Source organism: Loktanella sp. Alg231-35 (assembly GCF_900143545.1).
In the GTDB taxonomy this organism is placed as follows: Bacteria; Pseudomonadota; Alphaproteobacteria; order Rhodobacterales; family Rhodobacteraceae; genus Yoonia.
Map to the genome: position 1 here is coordinate 464,520 of NZ_FREV01000002.1, position 17,613 is coordinate 482,132.

The 17,613-nt window shown below is 57.1% G+C and carries 24 protein-coding genes and 1 tRNA gene; 8 read left to right on the top strand and 17 right to left on the bottom strand.

Translation table 11 applies throughout. The features are described 5' to 3' along the window. Window positions 1–3: 3 nt before the first annotated feature. Window positions 4–1,137, bottom strand: coding sequence for a heme A synthase (ctaA, locus tag DHN10_RS05865; RefSeq protein ID WP_108814295.1), 1,134 nt, complete (start codon window positions 1,135–1,137; stop codon window positions 4–6). Between the two features lie 114 nt (window positions 1,138–1,251). Next, entirely contained in the window at window positions 1,252–1,992 is a 741-nt protein-coding gene (locus DHN10_RS05870; RefSeq protein ID WP_108814296.1) for an RNA methyltransferase, read from the bottom strand. 65 nt (window positions 1,993–2,057) lie between these two features. Here DHN10_RS05870 and DHN10_RS05875 point away from each other — a divergent pair, with 65 nt between their 5' ends. After that, the gene (locus tag DHN10_RS05875) at window positions 2,058–2,390 is read left to right on the top strand and encodes a TfoX/Sxy family protein (RefSeq protein WP_108814297.1); all 333 of its coding nucleotides are present in this window, start codon (window positions 2,058–2,060) and stop codon (window positions 2,388–2,390) included. Between the two features lie 60 nt (window positions 2,391–2,450). Beyond that, entirely contained in the window at window positions 2,451–3,077 is a 627-nt protein-coding gene (locus tag DHN10_RS05880) for a thiamine phosphate synthase (RefSeq protein ID WP_108814298.1), read from the top strand. On the opposite strand, the gene DHN10_RS05885 is transcribed toward DHN10_RS05880, so the two are convergent. From DHN10_RS05885 to DHN10_RS05895, 3 genes are all read right to left on the bottom strand, one after another. Next, window positions 3,048–3,884, bottom strand: a complete 837-nt coding sequence (locus DHN10_RS05885; protein ID WP_234417043.1) for a lysophospholipid acyltransferase family protein — start codon at window positions 3,882–3,884, stop codon at window positions 3,048–3,050. The genes DHN10_RS05880 and DHN10_RS05885 overlap by 30 nt on opposite strands. Next, window positions 3,877–4,620, bottom strand: a complete 744-nt coding sequence (locus tag DHN10_RS05890; protein ID WP_234417044.1) for a GNAT family N-acetyltransferase — start codon at window positions 4,618–4,620, stop codon at window positions 3,877–3,879. The genes DHN10_RS05885 and DHN10_RS05890 overlap by 8 nt, the downstream gene beginning before the upstream one ends. 158 nt (window positions 4,621–4,778) lie before the next feature. Next, window positions 4,779–4,958: a DUF3553 domain-containing protein gene (locus tag DHN10_RS05895; protein WP_108814301.1), complete on the bottom strand. Its 180-nt coding sequence runs from the start codon at window positions 4,956–4,958 to the stop codon at window positions 4,779–4,781. A gap of 28 nt (window positions 4,959–4,986) precedes the next feature. Between DHN10_RS05895 and DHN10_RS05900 the strand changes: the two genes are divergently transcribed. After that, window positions 4,987–5,577 (top strand): histidine phosphotransferase family protein, encoded by a 591-nt coding sequence (locus DHN10_RS05900; protein ID WP_108814302.1) that lies wholly within the window; start codon window positions 4,987–4,989, stop codon window positions 5,575–5,577. Here the strand turns inward: DHN10_RS05900 and DHN10_RS05905 are convergent. The 8 genes from DHN10_RS05905 to DHN10_RS05940 all read right to left on the bottom strand — a co-directional run bounded on the left by DHN10_RS05905 (window position 5,574) and on the right by DHN10_RS05940 (window position 11,663). Further along, window positions 5,574–6,839: a glutamate-5-semialdehyde dehydrogenase gene (locus tag DHN10_RS05905; RefSeq protein ID WP_108814534.1), complete on the bottom strand. Its 1,266-nt coding sequence runs from the start codon at window positions 6,837–6,839 to the stop codon at window positions 5,574–5,576. The genes DHN10_RS05900 and DHN10_RS05905 overlap by 4 nt on opposite strands. 12 nt (window positions 6,840–6,851) lie before the next feature. Then, window positions 6,852–7,958: a glutamate 5-kinase gene (proB, locus tag DHN10_RS05910; protein WP_108814303.1), complete on the bottom strand. Its 1,107-nt coding sequence runs from the start codon at window positions 7,956–7,958 to the stop codon at window positions 6,852–6,854. Next, window positions 7,946–8,995, bottom strand: a complete 1,050-nt coding sequence (gene obgE, locus DHN10_RS05915; protein ID WP_108814304.1) for a GTPase ObgE — start codon at window positions 8,993–8,995, stop codon at window positions 7,946–7,948. Before obgE ends, proB begins: the two co-directional genes overlap by 13 nt. A gap of 39 nt (window positions 8,996–9,034) precedes the next feature. Then, window positions 9,035–9,532 carry a GNAT family N-acetyltransferase gene (locus DHN10_RS05920; protein ID WP_159086932.1) on the bottom strand — a complete coding sequence of 166 codons (498 nt, stop codon included), beginning with the start codon at window positions 9,530–9,532 and terminating at the stop codon, window positions 9,035–9,037. Then, complete coding sequence (locus DHN10_RS05925) at window positions 9,529–10,044, bottom strand: GNAT family N-acetyltransferase (RefSeq protein ID WP_108814306.1); 516 nt, start codon at window positions 10,042–10,044, stop codon at window positions 9,529–9,531. The genes DHN10_RS05920 and DHN10_RS05925 overlap by 4 nt, the downstream gene beginning before the upstream one ends. Next, window positions 10,041–10,583, bottom strand: coding sequence for a GNAT family N-acetyltransferase (locus DHN10_RS05930; protein WP_108814307.1), 543 nt, complete (start codon window positions 10,581–10,583; stop codon window positions 10,041–10,043). Before DHN10_RS05930 ends, DHN10_RS05925 begins: the two co-directional genes overlap by 4 nt. Before the next feature lie 130 nt (window positions 10,584–10,713). After that, window positions 10,714–10,983, bottom strand: a complete 270-nt coding sequence (gene rpmA, locus DHN10_RS05935) for a 50S ribosomal protein L27 (RefSeq protein ID WP_108814308.1) — start codon at window positions 10,981–10,983, stop codon at window positions 10,714–10,716. An 11-nt stretch (window positions 10,984–10,994) separates the two neighbouring features. Next, window positions 10,995–11,663 (bottom strand): 50S ribosomal protein L21, encoded by a 669-nt coding sequence (locus tag DHN10_RS05940; RefSeq protein WP_108814309.1) that lies wholly within the window; start codon window positions 11,661–11,663, stop codon window positions 10,995–10,997. Between the two features lie 177 nt (window positions 11,664–11,840). Here DHN10_RS05940 and DHN10_RS05945 point away from each other — a divergent pair, with 177 nt between their 5' ends. Then, window positions 11,841–12,188, top strand: a complete 348-nt coding sequence (locus DHN10_RS05945; protein WP_108814310.1) for a hypothetical protein — start codon at window positions 11,841–11,843, stop codon at window positions 12,186–12,188. On the opposite strand, the gene DHN10_RS05950 is transcribed toward DHN10_RS05945, so the two are convergent. Both DHN10_RS05950 and DHN10_RS05955 read right to left on the bottom strand, forming a co-directional pair. After that, window positions 12,185–12,589, bottom strand: coding sequence for a hypothetical protein (locus DHN10_RS05950; RefSeq protein WP_108814311.1), 405 nt, complete (start codon window positions 12,587–12,589; stop codon window positions 12,185–12,187). The two genes, DHN10_RS05945 and DHN10_RS05950, sit on opposite strands and share 4 nt — an antisense overlap. Window positions 12,590–12,659: 70 nt before the next feature. Beyond that, on the bottom strand, window positions 12,660–13,493 hold the full coding sequence (locus tag DHN10_RS05955) for a DUF2059 domain-containing protein (RefSeq protein ID WP_108814312.1): 834 nt from the start codon (window positions 13,491–13,493) through the stop codon (window positions 12,660–12,662). Between the two features lie 138 nt (window positions 13,494–13,631). On the opposite strand from DHN10_RS05955, the gene DHN10_RS05960 reads away from it, so the two are divergent. From DHN10_RS05960 to DHN10_RS05970, 4 genes are all read left to right on the top strand, one after another. After that, window positions 13,632–13,721: transfer RNA gene (locus tag DHN10_RS05960), tRNA-Ser, on the top strand. Between the two features lie 130 nt (window positions 13,722–13,851). Continuing rightward, a complete protein-coding gene (locus DHN10_RS19985) occupies window positions 13,852–14,415 on the top strand; it encodes a tyrosine-type recombinase/integrase (RefSeq protein WP_234417045.1) in 564 nt (187 codons plus the stop codon). Between the two features lie 37 nt (window positions 14,416–14,452). Beyond that, complete coding sequence (locus DHN10_RS19990; RefSeq protein ID WP_234417046.1) at window positions 14,453–14,737, top strand: hypothetical protein; 285 nt, start codon at window positions 14,453–14,455, stop codon at window positions 14,735–14,737. Window positions 14,738–14,865: 128 nt separating this feature from the next. After that, a complete protein-coding gene (locus DHN10_RS05970) occupies window positions 14,866–15,219 on the top strand; it encodes a hypothetical protein (RefSeq protein ID WP_108814313.1) in 354 nt (117 codons plus the stop codon). 200 nt (window positions 15,220–15,419) lie between these two features. Here the strand turns inward: DHN10_RS05970 and DHN10_RS05975 are convergent, their stop codons facing one another. Both DHN10_RS05975 and DHN10_RS05980 read right to left on the bottom strand, forming a co-directional pair. Further along, window positions 15,420–16,538 carry a Gfo/Idh/MocA family protein gene (locus DHN10_RS05975; protein WP_108814314.1) on the bottom strand — a complete coding sequence of 373 codons (1,119 nt, stop codon included), beginning with the start codon at window positions 16,536–16,538 and terminating at the stop codon, window positions 15,420–15,422. Between the two features lies 1 nt (window position 16,539). Continuing rightward, window positions 16,540–17,595: a sugar phosphate isomerase/epimerase family protein gene (locus DHN10_RS05980; protein WP_108814315.1), complete on the bottom strand. Its 1,056-nt coding sequence runs from the start codon at window positions 17,593–17,595 to the stop codon at window positions 16,540–16,542. Window positions 17,596–17,613: the final 18 nt, after the last annotated feature.

Consider the following 17,613-nt stretch of genomic DNA (forward strand, 5'->3'; position numbering starts at 1 on the left):
ATCTTAGCCTCGTACAGATTGGGGGATGGGATATTGGGTTAGAAAGCGACCGCGCAAGATCAGCGCCCATAGGACGACCGCACCCAACTGATGCACAATGGCAATGTGCCAGGGTGCGGAATAGATGACGGTGAGAATGCCCAGCACGACCTGCAACAACATGACCGCCATCACGGTATTAAAGGCAAAGCGCGTGTGCCCATTGGCCAACTTGCGCGCGCGTAGCCAGACAAAGATGGCATAGGCAAAAAGGCCATAACCCGCCATCCGGTGCATGAATTGCACAAGACCTGCGTCTTCAAAGAAATTGCGCCAGATAGGAGACAAACCAAATGGTTCAGGCGGCAAGAAAGCACCTGCCATCAAAGGCCAGTCAGGGTATGCGCGGCCAGCGTCAATTCCTGCCACAAGCGCACCCAGAATAATCTGCAAGAAGGCAAATGCCACCAGAATACTTGTCAGACGCGCCAGCCGCGCATCGCCGCTGCGCCGGGCCTGCAGCAGGTCAGCCTGACTGCGCCCAAGCTGATAGATGTACCAGGCAATGAACCCAAAGATCACAAAGGCAAGGCCAAGATGCGTGGCCAACCGGTAAGAGGCCACATCAAGCATGCCGTCCTTCAGCCCTGATGAGACCATCCACCAACCAATAAAGCCCTGCAAACCACCCAAGGCCCCAATGAAAAGCAGCTTTGGGGGCCAGCCAGTGGGGATTTTGCGGGTTGCAGCAAAGAAAAGGAAACCGGCAGCCCAGACAAGGCCCATCACCCGGCCTAGCTGCCGGTGGCCCCATTCCCACCAGTAGATGGTCTTGAATTCAGCAAGGGTCATGCCCTTGTTTTGCAGCTGATATTCCGGAATGGCACGGTATTTGTCGAATTCTTCGGCCCATGCCGCCTCTGACATTGGCGGCATCGCCCCGGTCACAGGTTTCCATTCGGTGATGGACAGGCCGCTATCGGTCAGGCGAGTTAGGCCGCCCACAACAATCATCACCACAACCAGACCAAAAAGGATCATCAGCCAGCCCCGGATCAGCCCACGGGCGCCTTGCCCTGCACGATCGATCACACCGGGGGCCGCGACTTGTTTTGGGGTGTCGCCAACTTCTTCAAAGATGCTGCGTTTCTCTGCCATCTCAGGCCTCCGAATTGTCTTGAGCGGAACCTATGCCTGCATTTGCGGGGCTGCAAGCGACAGGGTGCCACAGAAGCGTCAGGTAAGGTGGATCCTGATCCACCTTACATCCCATCAGCCGCGTTCTTTCCAGCGCACCATCTGGCGCATGATCCCATGCAGCATCTGCACATCCGCTCGCGTCATCGGCATCCGCGACCACAGATTGCGCAGGTTCACCTTCATGTTCTCGGCCTTATGTTCGGGAAAAAAGAACCCCGCAGTTTCCAAGCGCTGCTCATAATGTTCGCTCAGCTTTTCGATCTCGATCTGCTCGGCCCAGTCACCCAACGCATCAACGCGCGAGGCCGCTGACGGCACATCGGCCCTGCGCCATTCATACCCTGTCAGCAAGACACATTGTGCCAGATTAAGCGAAGGAAATTCAGGGTTCACCGGCACTGAAATAATCGCATTCGCCCGCGCGATATCATCGTTTTCCATGCCCGAACGCTCAGGCCCGAACATCACTGCAACCTTCTGGCCTTGGGATATGCGTGCGCGGGCATCGGCCATCGCGGCCTCGGGCGTTAGCACCAATTTGGTCAACCCCCGTGGCCGCGCAGTGGTTGCATAGACGTAGTCACAATCGGCAACTGCACCGCCCGTGTCGTCGAAAATCTGCGCTTCATCCAGCAACCGCCCCGCCCCGCTGGCCATGGCGACCGCCTTTTGGTTTGGCCAGCCATCGCGTGGCGCCACAACGCGCATCCGGTCCAGTCCAAAGTTCCACATGCCGCGTGCAGCAGCACCGATGTTTTCGCCCATCTGCGGGCGGATCAGAACATAGGCTGGTTGCAATGTCGGGCTGGGCATCAGGCTTCCTTTGTCGGTTCGCGGCGTGATACGCTGCCCTAAATCCCAAAGCAAGGATGGTACCAATGGCCTATGACGCAGGATACGCAACACTGATGCGCGAGACGCTCGGCGATGAGCCGGGGCTGTCTGAAAAGAAGATGTTCGGCGGACTTTGTTTTCTCAAAGATGGCAACATGATTTGCGGCGTGCATCAGGGTGGCGGTATGGCGCGCGTGGGCAAAGCGGCAGAGCCAGAGGCGCTCAGGATCGACGGTATTACCCCGCTTTCCTTTACCGGGCGCAAGATGGGCGGCATGGTTGATGTCTCAGAAGATGTTCTGGGCGATGATGAAAGCCGCGCCCAAATCGTCGCAATGGCGCTGGAATATGCGCGCAGCTTGCCGCCCAAGGCATAGCCAAGCCTGCAAAACCTCGCTAAAAGCGCCCGAACACTGGATCATTTCGGAATACCTCTCATGTCGGACGCTCAGGACCACCCGCAACTTTACCTGATCAGCCCGTCAGAGTTCGATCTGTCCACCTACCCCGCGCAACTGGCGGCCTGTTTGGACAGTACAGAGGTCGCTTGTGTGCGGCTTGCCTTGGGCAGCACAGATGAGGCCCGCATCGCCAAAGCGGCGGATGCTCTGCGCGAAGTCACCCACGAACGGGATGTGGCCTTGGTCATCGACAGCCACATCATGCTGGTCGAACGTCTGGGTCTGGATGGTGTCCACCTGACGGATGGCGCACGCACGATCAAGAAAGTGCGCAAGGACCTGGGTGATGATGCAATTGTCGGCAGTTTCTGCGGCAATTCGCGCCACGATGGCATGACCGCAGGCGAACTGGGTGCCGATTACGTCAGCTTTGGCCCAATTGGCACCAGCCCACTTGGCGATGGCCGACAGGCCGAGCTTGAGCTTTTTGAGTGGTGGTCGATGATGATCGAAGTGCCCGTTGTGGCCGAAGGTGCATTGACCGCTGATCTGATCCGCGCACTGTCGCCTCATACGGATTTCTTTGGCATCGGCGATGAGATTTGGAGTGCCGAGACACCCGCTAAGGCGCTCTCAGATCTGCGCCACGCCATGCTGGGCTAGGCTGCCGCGCACATCATCCTCCATCGCTTTTGCAAGTGCTTTGCGGTCCGCAAAATCGGCCACCTTGACGGGCGGATGATAGATTACCGTGATGCTGCCCTGCCGTTTGGTGGCCAAAGTTGCCAGCAAATGCGGCGCGAAATCCATATCGCCCCACCAGCCATAGAACCGCGGATCAGCCCCGTCTGGTGCCGCATAATTCAGGGTGACAGCCTGAATATTGAGCGTGTCGCGCAGCGCGGGATCAAAAAAGGCAGCAAAAAGTGCCGGTTTGAAAGGCAAAACCTGCAAACCATCGGTCGAGGTGCCTTCGGGAAAGAACAGCAGTTTGTGCCCTGCCGACAGCCTGTCCCGGAACAGGCCGATCTGATCTGCCACCTCTGCCCGGTCCCGCTTGATAAACACCGTGCCCGTTGCCCGCGCCAGCCAGCCAATACCGGGCCAGCCTGCCACTTCGGATTTAGAGACAAAATAAATCCGTTTGCGCGCATTCAGCGCAAAGATATCCAACCATGACGAATGGTTTGCCACAACCGCCCCCGCCCCCTCCATCGGCGCGCCTTGGATGCGATAGCGGATGCCCAAAAGCGCCAAAGAGGACCGGCAGACGAATTGGGTGATGAAAGGTGTGACCGGACGGCGCAGACCGTATAGCGGGCGCTCGAACAGCCGGACTAGCAACAGCACGGCCAACCCGCCAAACACAAGCGCAACCAATGGTACCGCGCGCAGCACCACCCGCAACCACCCGCCAAACCCGAATTGGGCAGGTTGCGGGCCGTTTTCACCGTACCAGGTCTCAGCCACGTGCCGCCCCTTTAGTATAGATGGATTTCTGCAAAGCGTTGATCGCCTCATGTTCAAGGATCAGACAGACATCAACAGTGTTGAAGTCGTGATCCACAAACGCACCATCACCCACAGTGGCACCAAGGCGCAGATAGCCCTTGATCAGCGGGGGCATCGCGCGGACAGCAGCCAGGCGGTCAAGCCGGTCTGCGGCTTGCATGTTCATATTCAAGGCCGTCGGGCCAATCGCCCGGACCCGCAAAGCGTCAGGTGCGCTGTGGCGATGGTGCAGCAGGCTCAGCGGGCCTGCCAGCGCATCTGCATCCGTGCCATGAAACGAGGCCACGCCAAACATCACTTCAATGCCGTGGTTGGCCACATAGTCCGCAAGCCCTGCCCATAGATGTAGCATGCCAGTGCCCCCGCGATAGTCAGGGTGCAGACAAGAGCGGCCCAACTCCAACAAGCGCCGCCCGCTTTCACGTAGCGGACGCAGATCGTATTCTTCCTCGCTATAGAATCGCCCCGCCTTTTGGGCCATCTGGGTTGTCATCAAACGGTAAACACCAACGACCTGATCGTCAGGCGAACGTGTTTCATCAAGCAACATCAGGTGACCGGCATATGGATCGAACGTGTCACGCTCAAGTCGCGCTGCGTGATCGACCAGCGGGCCATCGCCGCCCAGCTCTTTGACAAATACCAAATAACGCAGTCTTTGGGCTGCTGCGATGTCTTTCGGACTCTTCGCCACTTTAGTGCGAAACTGCGATTTCCCGCCTGTTTCTACAACTTTCAATGGGCTGCTTAACGGATTGTTTCCCAAATTAAACAGTCCTTAAGCAATTTTGCTTCATCAAAGAGATGGTCATTGACATGTGATCCCGGATGCACCCATAGGTTGTGTAGTACTCACACACTTGCGATTTCGAGCTTTACAGTTTTGCCTTCTATCACAACCTTTCCCATCTCCCGAAAGTTTACGGTAATTCTGCCATTGATATTTGACTGGACCTGTCCAACCCCCCATTCGGGTTGGTCAGGATGGCGGACCAGCATGCCAGGCTCAAGAAAATCGTTGGTTTCTTCCATGTTCCCTTCTTAGAGCGGAGTTTTTCCGATGCAACCTGATTTAGCCGCACTTGTCGGCTCACGCATTTGCCACGACCTGATCAGTCCAATAGGCGCCATTGGCAACGGGGTCGAACTTTTATCACTTACCGATGGCGACACAGGCGCCGAGATGGACCTGATTAATGAAAGCGTGCAAAACGCCTCTGCCCGGATCAGATATTTCCGGATCGCCTATGGTGCGGCCAGCGAAGAACAATTGGTCAGCCGGCCCGAAGTGTTGTCGATTTTGTCTGCCTCTGCACGCGGTGGTCGGTTCAACTACATCTGGCAGATCGATGGGGATCAGTCGCGGCGGCGGGTGCGCTGTGCCCTTTTGACACTGCAGGCCCTTGAGTCAGCATTGCCCTTGGGCGGCGATTTGCAGGTGCAGCAGGATGGCGAAAGTTGGGTTGTCCGCGCCGACGGACCTCGGATCAGCGTTGACCGCACGCTTTGGGACAATCTGCTGTCACCGCAGATCGGTTATCACCACACGGCCGCACAGGTGCAGTTTGCCTTGCTGCCAAGTGTCTTGGCTGAAGCGGGACGCAAGCTCGATTTCATTGAGCATTCAGACAGGCTCATTGCACGATTTTAGGCGCGAACTGTCCCGTCACCTGTCACGAGATACTTGAAGCTGGTCAATTGCACCGCTCCAACCGGCCCACGCGCATGCAGTTTGCCTGTCGCAATCCCGATCTCGGCGCCCATCCCAAACTCGCCTCCATCGGCAAATTGGGTTGAGGCGTTGCGCATCAGGATCGCACTGTCGAGTTCCTTGAAGAAATGTGCCGCAGCCTGATCATCGGCGGTGACAATCGCGTCGGTGTGGTTTGATCCATGGGTGCGGATATGGTCAATCGCAGGGTCAACGCCGTCGACGAGTTTGGCGGCACAGATCATATCAAGGAATTCCTTGCCAAAATCATCAGGCTTGGCCTGTATCGTGCCTGCAATCTTGGCCAGATCACCATCCGCGCGCACCTCAACACCCGCTTTGACCAAGGCATCAATCAGGATCGACCCATGCTGTGTGTAGAAACGCCAGTCGATCAGCAAGCATTCCATCGCCCCACAAATTCCAGTGCGGCGGGTCTTGGCGTTCAGCACGATCTCGAGCGCCATTGCAGGGTCAGCGGTGGCCCCCACATAGATGTGGCAAATGCCCTCAAGATGCGCAAAAACGGGCACCCGCGCTTCGCGCTGTACCAACCCGACAAGGCCCTTACCGCCGCGCGGCACGATGACATCAATATGATCGGTAGCTGTCAGCATAGCCGACACCGCAGCCCTATCGCGTGTGGGCACCAGTTGGATCGCCGCCTCTGGCAGGCCGGCTTGCTTTAGACCAATTTGCAGGCATTTGTGGATCATGGTCGCGGAATGAAAGCTTTCTGATCCGCCACGCAGGATCACGGCATTGCCAGATTGCAGGCAAAGTGCGCCCGCATCAGCCGTCACATTCGGGCGGCTTTCGTAGATCACACCGATCACCCCCAAAGGCGTGCGCACGCGCTGGATATGCAGGCCGGTGGGCATGTCCCACTCGGTCATTACCTCGCCAATCGGGTCGTGTTGTGCGGCCACATTGCGCAGACCGTCGGCCATCGCGCGAATACGCGGTTCATCCAGCATCAGACGGTCCATCATGGCCGGGCTAAGGCCCTTTTGCTCGGCATAGACTTGATCTTCGGCATTGGCGTCTATGATCTTTTGCCGGTGTTCCCAGAGCGCATCTGCCGCACCAATAAGGGCCGCATATTTACGCTCGGATCCTGCCGTTGCCAGCACTGCCGCAGCGGCGCGGGCATCTGCACCAATCTTGGCCATCATTGGTCCGATTGCATCGTGATCGTTCATCGCATCATCCATTCAAAGTACCATATCATCGCGGTGCACCAACGCAGCGCGGCCTTCATAGCCCAACACCGCCACAATGTCAGCCGACCTGCGGCCCATAATCTGGCGCGCCTCTGCACTAGTGTAGCGGATCAATCCTTGGCCCAGTTGGGCGCCATCCGCATCTGCAATCGCCACCAGATCACCACGCCCGAAACTGCCCTGAATCTGCGTGACCCCCGCAGGCAACAGGCTTTTGCCCCGCTGCAAGGCATCACGGGCCCCAGCATCGACCATAACGGTACCCTTGGGCTTCATCGCCGCAATCCAGCGTTTGCGTGCTGCTTGCGGGTCCGTTTGGGCGGTAAACCATGTGGTCTTGGCGCCACGTTCCAATTGACCGAGAGGATTAAGCGCAGTTCCCAAGGCAATCGCCATGGCGCATCCCGCCTCGGTCGCAATGCGCGCGGCCATAATCTTGGTGATCATCCCGCCTTTTGACAGACCAGAACCTGCGTCGCCCGCCATGGCTTCAATCTCAGGAGTAATTTTATCTACGATATCAAGATGTTTTGCCGTGCTCTTAATCTTTGGGTTGGCAGTGTAAAGCCCATCCACATCCGACAGAAGGATCAATTGGTCGGCACCGACGGTCACGGCAACCTGTGCCGCCAAACGATCATTGTCACCATAGCGGATTTCATCGGTGGCAATTGTGTCGTTTTCATTCACAATCGGCGTAACACCCAAGCCCAGCATCGTTTCCATTGTCGCGCGGCTATTAAGATAACGGCGGCGATCCTGCGAATCTTCAAGCGTGACAAGAACCTGACCCGTGACAATGTCATGCGGGCCAAGGGCCTCTTGATAGGCGCGCGCAAGGCGGATCTGGCCCACGGCCGCGGCAGCCTGGGACTGTTCCAAGGCAAGCGAGCTGAGTGGCAGGCCCAGAATACCCCGCCCCAATGCGATGGACCCTGACGAGACAATGATCACATCCGTCCCGCGCGCCCGGATCCGGGCCACGTCTGCGGCAAGTGAGGTCAGCCAATCCTGCCGCAAGTCACCGGTTTCAGCATCGACCAGCAGGGCCGAGCCGATTTTGACAACAAGCCGTTTGGCGTCTTTCAGGGCTGCCATGGTTCTGCCTCGCCCTGCTCCTCCTCCGCCGCTTTGCGGTGGCGCAGCCTGTTGTCGTCAATCTCGGAGCGCAAGGCGCGCAGCACGTCGGGGATGCCTTCGCGGCTGACGCCAGACATCATCATCACGGGGCCTTGGGCCACAGCGGCAATCTCATCGCGTAGGAACTCGCGTTCTTCATCGTCCAGCGTGTCGATCTTGTTCAACACGGTGATTCGGGGCTTGTCGGCCAATTCACCGCCATAGGCCTCTAACTCTTCGATGATCGTCGTGAGGTCTTTGGCAGGGTCGCCAGATGTCCCATCAATCAGATGCAACAGGACCGCGCAGCGCTCTACGTGGCCAAGGAACATATCACCAAGGCCGCGCCCTTCGCTGGCCCCTTCAATCAGACCGGGGATATCGGCGACGACAAATTCCACATCATCAATGCCCACAACGCCAAGGTTGGGAATAAGCGTGGTAAAAGGGTAGTCGGCGACCTTTGGGCGCGCATTTGATGTGGCCGCCAAAAACGTGGATTTGCCTGCATTTGGCATGCCCAGCAGGCCCACATCGGCGATCAGTTTCAGGCGCAACCAGATCGTCCGTTCAATGCACTCCTGCCCCGGATTGGCCCGGCGCGGCGCTTGATTGGTGGCTGATTTGAACTGCAGGTTGCCCCAGCCGCCGTTGCCGCCTTTGGCAATCACGATCTTTTGGCCCACCTCGGTCAGATCCGCGATAACGGTTTCTTCGTCCTCGTCAATGATCTCGGTCCCGACTGGCACGCGCAACACCTTATCAGCGCCATCCTTGCCTGTGCGCTGGCTGCCCATGCCATGCTGGCCATTGCCCGCGAAAAAATGCTGCTGATAGCGAAAATCGATCAGAGTGTTTAGGCCCTCAACCGCCTCAACAATCACATCACCGCCCTTGCCGCCGTCACCGCCGTCCGGGCCGCCATATTCCATAAACTTTTCGCGCCGGAACGAGATGCAGCCCGCACCACCGCCGCCGGAGCGAATATAGACCTTGGCAAGATCGAGGAATTTCATTTTGTTGGCTTTCTTGGACTGCGTCCTGCAGCCGATAAACTACTGTGCGGCGGTTCTCAAGCGGTCCCAGACCGGTTGCGGCAGGCGGTACTGATGCACCAGTGTGGGTAAACGCGCGGGGTTGCGTGTGTAGTGGGTCTGCCAATGAACAAACCCGAGTTTCCGCAAGATCGCAGCAGAGGCCGGATTGTCGTGCCAGACCGAGGCATAAAGGACCGTCCAGTCATAATCGGCGAATGCCATGGCAATCGCATCGCGCGCAACCCGCGTGCCGATGCCTTTGCCATGGACCTTAGGTGCAAATGTATAACCAAGCTCGCCATTGGTGACCGCCATGGACCCGATAACACGGTCGTCGATGCACACAGCCCAGACAAATCCGTGACCTTCATAAGGCTTGCACCGCCCGCGCGTGAACGCAGGCTGCGGCGGCCATGGCCAGCGACCCAACTGCCGCGCGACGGACCAATGCGAGACCATCGCGTGAACGTCATCAAAGTCATCAGCGCGCAACGCGCGGTACGTCAGATCAATCATCGCGTGCGGCCCTCCCATCTGTTGCGGGTCAGTTCCATGCTACGGCCCGGCACGTCGGCCTGCCGCGCCAGTGAATGGTGGACATGCGCGCCCACGTCCGCAAAGCCTAGTTTTTGCAGGACCCGCTGCGATCCGTGATTGCCGACAAAATGGCTGGACTTCATGACCTCCAAATTATCGGTTTGGAAGGTATGATCAACCGCCGCCTGCGCAGCTTCGGTCATGTACCCCTGCCCCCAAGCAGGTTCCGCCAGCCAGTAACCCAGCTCTTTCCCGGTCGAGACCGCCCCAACCAGCGCGTCATCGCGCAGGATCATCCAGAGCAATCCAATGTCGCCTGCCCGGTCCATTGCAAGAAATTCTTCTGCATCAGCGTGGCCGTAGGGGTGGCGCACCGGCACCAACCACTTGGAAACGTCATAGTTGCTTACGTGACGGACCACATCATCCAAATCCCCCTCGCGAAAGTCGCGGAGGGTCAATCGGGTCGTCCGCAATGTCGGGACGGTCATGACCCCAGTTTAAGGGTGTAGGTCCATGTGGGCATGGTGGCCTTGCGCGAGACGGAAAACGCCTCTGCATCGCCAAGATAGTCGAATCCACAATTGGTCAGCACGCGGGCTGAACCGGGGTTGTCCTGAAACACCTCGGCAAAAATACGATCAGAGTGGTGCGGGTTGGCTGCGATCAGCGTGCGCACGGCCTCTGTGGCAAAGCCGGTGTTCCAGAACGCTGGTGCGATCCAATAAAACACCTCGGATTGGGCGCGGTCCATGCGCTCAAGGCTGATCAGGCCAAGCGCCTCGGCGTGACCATGGGCAGAGCCGTCAATAACCCAGACATCTTCGGTCCGATCACCAAGGCTGGCGCGTTCGATCATCGCCTCAACAGACCCAGGAGGGAGTGGGTGCGGCATCGCGCGGGTGCCACGCGCCACGCGGTCATCACTGGCATACATCGCAATCAGCCCGGCATCGGACTTGCGGCACGGGCGCAGCACGAAACGGCTTGCCTCTATCGTGTCTTGCACTGTGATCTCTTCATGGCGCATTGCTTCCCTCCTCGAAAACAACTCGTTCTTTATCCACCCTTTAAAACGATATGGTGGCAAAACTATGAATAAAAAAGGGGGGACCGGTGAACACCGATCCCCCCAATTCATTTACCTTGGAATTTTCGGCTTATTCAGCGGCCTCCGCCACTGGGAGAACCGAAATAAACGTGCGGCCTTTCAGGCCTTTATGGAATTTGACGTTACCATCAACGGTCGCAAAGATCGTGTGATCTTTGCCCATGCCAACGCCCATGCCTGGCCACATTTTTGTGCCGCGCTGACGCATGATGATATTGCCGGGAACGACTGTTTCGCCGCCGAATTTTTTCACACCAAGACGACGACCAGCTGAGTCGCGTCCGTTACGGGATGAACCGCCTGCTTTTTTATGTGCCATTTGGTCTCTCCTTAACCTTTAGCGAATTCAGCAGCTTGCTTAAGCCACTCATCGCGGTCGATACGACCTTTGAAATTCAGTTTCTCGTCCATATCAGCCACATCTGCTGGCGTCCATGCGGCGATCTGCGCGAAAGTTGTCACACCTTCGGCGTGCAGCTTTTTGACGATGACCGGGCCAACACCGCTGATCTTGCTCAGATCGTCAGCTGCGTCAGACTTTGGTGCGGCTTTCGCCTTTGGCGCTGCCTTTGGCTTTTCAGCTTTCGGGGCTGCTTCTGCCTTTGGGGCTGCTTTCTTCGCAGCAGGTTCTGCTGCTGGTGCAGCAACAACGCCCGCACCTGAAACCGCGGCCATCACGCCGGATTTGTCAGCACCTTTTTCAAGGATGTCGGCAATGCGCACCAGTGTCAGTTGCTGACGGTGGCCCTTCTTGCGCTGACTGCCGTGCTTACGACGGCGCTTGACGAAGTTGATCGTCTTTTCGCCTTTGATCTGATCGATCACTTCAGCCTGGACGCCAGCGCCCGCAACCAAAGGTGTGCCCACTGTGGAGCCGACCATGAGAATCTCGTTGAATTGGATTTTGTCGCCGGCATTTGCTGCCAGCTTTTCGACACGCAATACGTCGCCTGAGGCCACTTTGTACTGCTTGCCGCCGGTTTTGAGAACCGCAAACATTTGATCTTCCTTTGTTTTCCGCGTCTCTGAGGCCCCGGACCGTTCCGGCGTTTGTTACCTGTAGACTGCGCGCCCGTGGGCGTAATTTCGCATATGTCCCCGCAAAACCCTTGCGAAGATGGCGCTATATCTGACCAATGCCCTTATAAGTCAACCCAAAAGAAGGCTCAAAGACCCATGCGCTGGCCACTGATCACTGTCCTGCTGCTTGCCGCCTGTTCCAATGAAGCCAATCATCTTGGCAACCCGTTGATGCTACCCGTTACTGGGGTCAGCACCGTGATCGGCAATGCGGCCTACGAAAAGCGGCGCGGTCAGGTCGAGCTGATCGTGAAATCCAATTATGACACCATCCGTCAAGAGATCGGCGCAGGCGGCGGGCCCGCTTTGACCAAAGCCATGGATGCCGCAGGCATTCCTGTGTCAGAGCGCCCTGCCCGCATCATCCAATTGCAATCTGATATCGGCATCTACCATGCCAGCCCCGGTGCGCTGGTGACGGCCCTGATGGTTTACGGCGGCTAGAACCCCGCCAATAGCGAGTCGCGCTTCGCAACCAGATCCCAGAATGCCTTGGATTTGGAAATCTCATTGACCACATCCGCCGGGATGCCCCGCGCGATCATCCGATCGTACAGCGCCTGTGGATAGCCTGGCGTCACCGGTGGCACGCTGACCATGGCATTGATGTCTGCGGGAATGCTTGCGGCCTCTGGTGGGCAACCGCGTGTCGGGTTGCCGCTTATGGCACGCCCGTCTGCCTCAAGTTTGACCTCTGCTGCGAAATAGATCGTGCATTCCGCCGCCAATAGCTGGACCTGACGCGGATCGTCGGCGGGCAGGTCAGGCTGCGGCGGAATGGCCGCCGTCTGATCACAAGCAGCAAGAAGCCCAAGGGCAAGAACGGCGGGTTTGATGGAGGGCACGAGAATGATCCTTGTCGTGGAAAGAGAGAGCCGCAGAATACCGCGCGCATCCGGCTTGCCAAGACCTGACCTAGAGTTCCTGACTGATCATGAACCGTGACACCGCCAACCCAAGCGCCCGCGAGATATCATCAAACATCCCGTCGAACGCGATAAACAAGGCGTCCGTCATTTCTTTCCCAGCATCCGAGCTGGAAAAGGCAATATATGCCTCCAAGTCCGCGTCAGAGAGTGGCTGATAGGCCAAAAGCAGAAAGGAATAGGCCCATTCCGTCGTGGTGTTGCGAATGTCCGGCTCTTGCGCCCAGACATCCTGCAATGCGGTCTCTGCTGTGACGCCTGCAGGCATCGCCCCGCCATCAATCAACCCCAGATAGAATGCGTAGCTTGAATTCAGCGCCCCCACGACGTTGTTTTCGATCAGGTCATTGGCGTCGATGAATTCGGTGACCATGGCATAGCGCGGCGTTTCGTCCATCGCAGCAATGGCGGCATGTTCATTACTCGCCTGCTCAACCGCATCATCCAGCATGGCCCGGCGGGCGCTGACCTCAAGGTTGATGATGGTCCGCCCCAGCTCTGAGGTGAAAAAGGCCAGCATCGCGTCAACATCGGCACCATCAAGTGCCTCGCCCATAGCACCGCGTATCTCTTCATACATCATCTCGGTGTCATAGATCTGCGAGACCGCCGCCGACCACTCGGGCGCGGCACCACCTGGCAGCATGTCATCGCCAAGCGTATCGCCATAATCCAGCCCTTCGGCGCGCATGATCTCGACCGTCTCATGCAGACCAAGTGCATCAAACAAGGCGTCAACCTGCGCATCAGCGCTGCTTTGCGGCCAAAGCGGGCTGGCTGTGAAAAAAAAGGCAGTGGTGACGAAGGCAAGTTTGCGAAGCATTGGGGGTGGCCCTAACGGTCAGGTACCTGTCAAAGCTAGGGTGTAGGTGCAGCAATGCCAAGGGCAGTGCCGCGATTGTCAGGCGGGATGATTTGGCCTTGCGCCGCCGCCAGTGGCAAAGTAACACGCGGCCACCGCGGAGAGGTGCCGGAGTGGTCGAACGGGGCGGTCTCGAAAACCGTTGTGGGTGCAAGCCTACCCAGGGTTCGAATCCCTGTCTCTCCGCCAATCCGACATTTCAATGTATTTATCTAACACTCAATAACACACATTCACCCCATATTATTAACGTGATTTATGTTGCTCGAGGTTTCACTGGATTTCGTCAGATTGTATCCGTGTACTTTCCTTGCGTGGTATGATCAGTGGTATTTCTATGGCGGCACTGAACGGCAAACTAACGAAAAAGCTGGTTGAGAACCTAGGCACCGGGCGTCACGGCGACGGCTCAGGGCTTTATCTTGTTGTCGATCCCTCAGGCGCACGGCGCTGGATTGTGCGCGTTACCGTCAAAGGTCAGACGAACCGCAAGGGCGCACCACTACGCACTGACTTCGGTTTAGGGGGCGCTGACATTGTCACGATAAACCAAGCGCGTGAGAGAGCGCTAGAGTATCGCCGGATTGCCAAGCAAGGACTAAACCCCCGATTTGCCGCCACTCAGGACATACCGACGTTTGAAGAGATAGCGCAACAGGTTCACATTGAACGCATGCCAACCTGGAAGAAGCAAAAACACGGCCAGCAATGGATCAACACCTTGCGCGATTACGCCTTTCCCAAAATGGGGCGCATGCCAATTGATAGCATCGGCCAGCCTGAGGTTCTGATGTGCCTCTCCCCCATCTGGACAGCCAAACACGAAACCGCGAAGCGACTGGCGCAACGCATCAAGATCGTTTTGGACGTGGCCAGAGGTTGATTTCGAAGCGCGGCTTTGGACCGTGCCAGCGGAGCGGATGAAGGGCGGTAAAGAACACCGCGTTCCTTTGACCAATGAAATGTTGGCGATACTGGAGCCGTTCAAGGCACTTGCGTCCGTCTATGTGTTCGAGGGGCAGAAACGCCACAAGCCGCTCTCCAATATGTCGATGCTGATGCTGTTGCGCCGCATGGGGCGCGATGGCTTCACCGTGCACAGCTTTCGCAGTTCGTTCAGGGATTGGGCAGCAGAGGCCGCTAACCTGCGAATTCGTGCACGTCATCGCCGGCAACGACGGGACGAAGTGGTCGTTCATTTTTGAATTCGAATGTCTGTTCTGGGCCCTTTGCTTAGAGGCTACGGTCATTGTTAAAATATGGAGGACACGTTACATCGACATCAGCCAAAGCAAACGGCTATGAGATTTTCTAACGAGCGGATGTTTCAGATATGCATTATTTTTCTGTTTGTTTGTCGGGTGAAAAGATAGACGCAGAGACGCTTAATCTAACATTGAAGAAGCTTGCCTTGACCGCTTGCCATCTGAAAGGTGAGCCAATTGTCCGACGGCCAGCCCATATCTATCCTGAATGTTTGTTGGGGTTTGAGGCAAAAGGGTTCGAATTATTAGAGTTGCTTCAATACCTGCTGAAACTGGAAGATGAGTTGAGAAAACAAGGCGTGCAGAGTGTCGAGGTCCATGCGCTGATGGAAAAAGGTAGCCAGATCAACGGCGAACTAAGCATCAAGGAAATCGCGATTTTATCAAAGCTCAATGCCAATTTCACGTGGTCGGTTTTATAGCAAGCAGTCGTTTGAAACTAGTTTGGCGTTAAACTTCAGATCAGTCGTTGATGCAAAATGCAGCATCGGTCAAATTAGGCTCGGAGCCGACCTTGACGCCTTCGATCTGATGCCGTTGATGCCAAATGGCCGCAAGGAGCCCAATGTGTGAATTCGTCAGCGTGCCGCCAATGTCCAGTATGCGAAACTAGTCAAATTGCTTAGCAGAGCTCTATCCAAGATGCGCCATCTTCCGAAGACCGCTGGCAAGCTTCCACAAAGCGCACGCCATCCAAACCGTCTTCAGCACCCAATGTGATGCTGGTTCTATCGTCCGAAATAATGACCTCTGCCGCCTCTCGATAGAGCGTTGCGAAGGCTTCCAGATAGCCCTCGGGGTGGCCCGCCGGAATGCGTGTAACGGCGATGGCAGCAGGATTTGCGGCTCCGCCGCCCCGAGTGATCTTTTGGGGGGCTTTCCCAAGTTCGGTAAACCACACAACGTTCGGGTTTTCCTGGGCCCAGCGAAGCGAACCTTTAGTGCCGTAGACAGCCAAAGTCAGGTTGTTCTCATTGCCGATTGCGACTTGGCTGGCCCAGATATGGCCGCGCGCGCCGCCGTCAAATTGCAGCGAGATGCGCGCGTCGTCATCGACCACGCGCCCTGCCACATGAGAGGTCAGCGTCGCACTCAGGGACGTGGTGCGCAGGCCGGTGACAAAACAGGCTAAATTATGGGCGTGGGTGCCGATGTCGCCAATGGCCCCGCCACCGGATTGGGCCGCATCCATGCGCCATTTGGCCTGCTTGTTATCTTCAGCCGGAGCCCCGCTGAGCCAGTCTTGCAAATAGTTCGCCTCAACGATCCGGATCTCGCCAAGTGCGCTTTCGGCCACCATCTGGCGTGCCTGCCGGATCATCGGGTAGCCGGTGTAATTGTGGGTGAGAAAGAAGTGCCCCTTGGAGGCTTGCGATGCGGCCGAGAGGCTTTCGGCTTGCGCCAGAGTCGCGGTCATCGGCTTGTCACAGATAACAGAGATGTCGCGTGCCAAGAACGCCTCGGCGATAGGACCATGAAGGTGGTTTGGGGTGACGATAGACACGGCATCGATCCCGTCGGACCGCGCGGCCTCGGCTTTCGCCATCTCGTTAAAGTCCGCGTAGGAGCGGTCAGCATCAATGCCGAGCTCGGCAGCGGAAGCGTGGGCGCGTGCGGGGTCCGATGAAAGGGCGCCCGCGACCAGATCAAAACAGCCGTCCAAACGCGCGGCCATACGGTGTACGCCGCCGATGAACGCCCCTTGGCCGCCACCAACCATGCCGAGTTTCAGACGCGCCATTCTAGAACCCCATCATTTTGCGCAGGGCGGCTGTATCGGACTTACCGCCTGCGAAGTCGTCAAAGGCGCGTTTGGTCCGGCGGATCAGGTGATCTGCAATGAACGGTGCGCCTTCGGCGGCCCCTTGTTCTGGATGCTTCAGGCAGCATTCCCATTCCAGCACGGCCCAGCCGTCAAACCCGTATTGGGTAAGCTTGGAAAAGATGCCCTTAAAGTCGACCTGACCATCGCCAAGTGAACGGAAACGCCCCACGCGATCGGTCCAGTCGGCATAGCCGGAATAGACGCCTTGGCGACCTGTTGGATTGAACTCGGCGTCCTTGACGTGAAAGGCGCTGATGCGGTCATGGTAGATGTCGATGAACGCCAGATAATCCATTTGCTGTAATAAGAAGTGCGAAGGGTCATAGGTGATCTTGCAGCGCGGGTGATTGTCGAGGGCGTCCAAAAAGCGCTCAAAAGTCGCCCCGTCAAACACGTCTTCACCGGGGTGGATTTCAAATCCGAAATCGACATCAGCTTCGTCGTAGATATCCAAGATAGGTTTCCAGCGCCGCGCCAGTTCTCCAAAGGCTTCGTTGATCAGGCCAGCGGGGCGTTGCGGCCATGGATAAAGATATGGAAACGCAAGCGATCCGGTAAAGCCGACGGCACCCTTCAACTCGAGGTTCTGCGAGGCTTTCGCGACCTTAGTGACCTGATCCACAGCCCAAGCTTGCCGGGCGGCGAGTTTTCCATGCAGATGCTCTGGCGCGAAAGCATCAAAGGCTGTGTCATAGGCCGGATGCACCGCCACAAGCTGGCTTTGCAGATGGCATGACAATTCAGTTATGGTCACGCCATTTTCGGCACAAATTCCAGCAATTTCATCGCAATACGCCTTGCTGGACGCGGCCTTGTCCAAATCAAAAACCCGCGCATCCCACGTTGGGATTTGCACGCCCTTATATCCCAAACTTGCGGCCCATTCAACAATTGCAGGCAGTGAATTAAACGGCGCCTCATCACCCAAAAATTGGGCGAGAAACAGCGCGGGGCCTTTGATGGAACTGGTCATGTTACTCTCCGTCTTTTT